The sequence below is a fragment of the Neisseria sp. P0009.S007 genome (assembly GCF_051962515.1).
This window is the reverse complement of record NZ_JBQCVF010000142.1, coordinates 1-4089: the sequence shown is the minus strand read 5'-3', so window position 1 is coordinate 4089 and position 4089 is coordinate 1. Positions and strand designations below refer to the sequence as shown.

General features: G+C 53.3%; 2 protein-coding genes. One reads left to right on the top strand and one right to left on the bottom strand.

The features are described from left to right. Positions 1-669 (top strand): FtsK/SpoIIIE domain-containing protein (locus tag ACTHS3_RS10505; protein ID WP_440367923.1); only part of this gene is annotated, 669 nt, incomplete at its 5' end. A gap of 86 nt (positions 670-755) precedes the next feature. Here ACTHS3_RS10505 and ACTHS3_RS10500 read toward each other — a convergent pair. Further along, the gene (locus tag ACTHS3_RS10500; protein WP_108699877.1) at positions 756-4043 is read right to left on the bottom strand and encodes a DUF2339 domain-containing protein; all 3288 of its coding nucleotides are present in this window, start codon (positions 4041-4043) and stop codon (positions 756-758) included. Positions 4044-4089: the final 46 nt, after the last annotated feature.

Genomic DNA, 4089 nt, shown 5'->3' with positions numbered 1-4089 from the left:
GAACGCGGCGAACCCGTGTTTCAAGATTTTGCCACCGCGCCGCATGTGATGGTAGGCGGGGAAACGGGGGCTGGGAAATCGGTACTGGTGCGCTCAATGCTGGCTTCCCTGTTCGAACTCGCTCCTCAGAATGAAACGGAAATCGTCGTGTGTTATTGCAAAGTTTCTGCGGATTTCGCCGCCTTCAAAGACCGTCCGAATTTATGGCAGGGGCGCATAGTCAGCGATGCGGAAGAAGCTGCTGAAATATTGTCGTCTTTTGCTGACGAGATGGATAAACGATACCGCCTGATGGACGAATACGCTGCAAAGGATATTGCAGAAGTCCCACAGCACGCCCGTCCAAAATATGTTGTTATCGTGATTGACGAACTGGCCGACCTTATCGATGTCAGCAGTGACGCAGAAGGGCATTTGGTACGGCTGGCACAAAAAGCGCGCTCCGCAGGAATGTATCTGTTATTGGCAACGCAACGCCCCGATGCGAAAACACTCAGCGGCCGCCTACGTGACAACCTGCCGACCAAAATTGCGTTGAAAACAGGCAAACGCCAGTCTTCCGAGATTATCTTGGGCGAGCGCGGTGCTGAAAACCTGACGGCCAAAGGCGATCATTTGGTCAAATGGAACAATGAAGCAGCACGTTTTCTGCACGGGTATAATGTATAATTTGTTCAACCATCCTTTGCAAAGGTCTCAGGCCGTCTGAAACTTAAATGGGGTTTCAGACGGTCTTTTCCTTTGGGGATTAGTGATTAGGCTTTAGGTTCGCCATCATTCTCTGCTTTGGGCGGAACGGGGGCAAACCAGCCGACCAGAAGCAACAGCAAGCCGACGATGATGAAGGAGGCAATGCGCTCGATACCGCCGCTGTTGGAAAGCTCGATCAGGAAGAGTTTGACGACCACGATGCCCATCAGCGTCGCGCCTGTCATCCAGTAGGAACGCTGTTTGCGGCGGTTGCCGAGTACCATCAAGATGATGGCGGTTACTGCCCAAACGACGGAGAGGCTGGCTTGCAGGCCGAAGGATTGGAGCATGATGTCGAGACGCCAAGTAATGCCGTCGTAGAAATGCCATACGCGCATCACGCCTGCGCTGATCAGCATAAATGCCAAGGCGGAAACTGTGGTTGCCGTGGTACGGCGAAGCTCGGGCGGCAAGGCTTCGGGCAGGGATTTCAGGGCAAACCAAAGCATGCCGGCGCTGGCGAGTTCCACCGGATTGAGCACGGGAATATACGGCAACGGTGAAGGTTGGAACGGCGTGGAGAAGTTGGTCCACAGCATCCAACAGGCAGCGGCAAGGGCGCACAACGGCATAGCAAAATGCTGATAAATGGCTTGATGCCGTCTGAAAAATTCGCGGTGGCGCTGCGTATGGAAAACAATCCACATCGCCAAAGGCACAACCAGCCATGAGAGCTGCGACCAAACGCCGGAGAGAAGACCACCGACATACAGCGCGGTCCAAAGCGTCCAAAGTACGCCGAGTATCGTGATATTGAGTTTGTGCAACCAAATCAGATCATGGCGCGGATAGTTGTTCAGAATAATGAAGTGCAACACGGTAGCGGCGGCAAGCGGCAAGGCTGCGGCGGCTGTCACCGCATGTTCGGTATGGTAGGAGAGGAAATGCAGGCCAAACAATGGCAAGAATGCCAAATTGGTTTGCAGAAGCTCTTCCCATTTCAGACGTTTGGCAAACAGCAGCAGGCCGGCAAATATCGGCCACAGCCACAACTGGGTAAACAGGGTTTCCTCGCCTGTCCATTGCATATAAAGGGCGTAGCTGCCTGTCGCCAACGCAGTAAGCAGGATGATCCAGCCTGCAACCTTCGCAAAGTAAACCTCGTTTCCTTCCGGCTTTTCGGTGTTAACCGGCACGCGTGGATATTGCAGCGCGTAGGCAGCCGCAAACAGCAAAGGCGTAGCGGCAATAAGGTACAGATGGCTCAGGAAACCTTGGGATTCATAAATAATACCGGCTTGCAGCAACAGGGCGAACAATACATTGCCCAAGGTAAATGTGATAAACACATTCGGCTCGTGTTTGCGCCGACAGAATGCCCACGCCGCCGCCAAAGCGGAAAGAGCGACAATGCAGCCGCGCTCGGCCAAGAAGAGCAAAGGCAAAATAGAGATGTACAGCAAGGCGGCAGACAACACGGCCGTCTGAACAGATTTTTCCCATTGCGCCGAACCTTCGCGACGCGAGAAATACCACAGCAAGTAAATCGCCGCTCCGCCAAGCAACACCACAACCGTTGTAAACCACTGCCCTTCCAGAACGGTATCCGTGCCGAAGCCCTGATAATTGCCCAATTGAATCAGTGCCGCCAAGAGATAAACCATCAGCGCACCCAAACGGATATGCGGACGCTGTTGGCGCAAACCGAAGAAATAAACCAGTGCGGATTCGGCACTCCATAAAATGACCGTATTGCTCGGTTCAAAATAAAGCGGAACGGCAATCGTAAGGAACAACACCGCCAACGCAAAAAACGCCTGACGCAAAATATACAAACCCTGCTGACGTTTCAGCAGCAGCGCGGCCAGTCCGTAAACCGCGGCAAAACCCAATGCGGAAAGCGCATCCGCAGCCGGCCAATGTTCCACCATGCGGTATTGCAGGCCGAATGCCGCCGCCATCGTGCCAAACAATAAAGTATGGTCGAGGACATGCACGCGCAGGCCGTGTGTATAAATACTCTTGCCGATTTCTTCCAAAGTCGCATTGTCGGCAATCGGTGTAACGCCGTCTTCGCTGTTTTCCGTCAACTTACGGCGTGCGAACAGATACGCGATAAAGGTATAGAGCAGCCAGTGGTAAATCAGGAAAGGCTCGGTAGTGGCGAAATGTTGCGGCGTATAACTTCGCATGCCCCACAGCGCGGCAATGGCAAAAGTAGCGACAAAACCCGTCAGGTTCAGCGGGCGCCATGCCTTAAACCACGCAATCGCGGCCACACCAGCATTGAGCAGGGCAAGATAAGAAAACAGCACCAAATAATTGCCGCTGCCGTCTGAAGTCAGCAAAGGCGCAGCCATACCGCCGATTAAAGCAACCTGCGCCATAATCTGCGCATTCTGCCTTACCGCCAGCCACGCCATCAGCACAACCATCGCCACCATCAGCCCGAACACGACCGACACAGGCAACAGCGGATGCAGTTTCAACGCCGCCAACGCCGTTAAATATATCACCGCCACGCCGAAACCCTGCAACACCAAGCCATATTCACGCTTACGGCTTTGCAGCTTCCAGCCGCCGACCACCGCCGCCAAACCCGCGCCTGCTACAGTCAAATAACGCAGCTCCACCGGCACATGAACCCGCTCGGAGGCATAGCGCAAGAGAAACGCCAAGCCGAGGAACAGCACCACAATACCGGTTTTCAACAGCGGATTACCGCGCAAGAACCAAGCAACAATCGGATTGTCGGAAAACTTATATTCTCCGCCTTCCACCTTATCTTTATGGATAACGAATTGACGCGATGGAGCCTCTTCGTTTTCAGACGGCATCGAAGCAACAACAACCTCTTCTTTAGGCAGCTCTTCTTGTTCAGCAGCAACCGGAGCAACCGCCTCGACAACTTCTTCCACAACAGGCTCAGACGAAGCAGAAGCCTTGGTAGGTACAGGATCAATAGGTATAGAAAAAGAAGGAGCAAATGCCTCTTCAATTTTCTGCTTAACAGGCGCAGCTTCCGCCTCAGGCTCAACCCGAACATGAAGCGGCTCAGAGGCCGTCTGAACATCGGCAACAGCCCGAGCCTCAAGCCCCTGCCCTACCTTCGCCTCATCACGGACAGCCTCATGTTCCAACACCAACAAACGCTGTTTCAGCAGCTCGATTTCCTGCTCCAGCTTCTGCATCCTGTCGCCTGCCGTAGCAGATTCAGCCAAACGCTCTTCTTGACGCTGTTTCGAGATTGACCAAGCAACCAGCCAAAACAACGACCCAACAATGACGCCGGTGAACATCTCATCAGCAAAATAGCCGATAATAATAGGAATAAGCAGGCCGAAAAACTGCATGAAACACCTGTTTGATAACAATAAGAATATGCCGATTGTAACACCG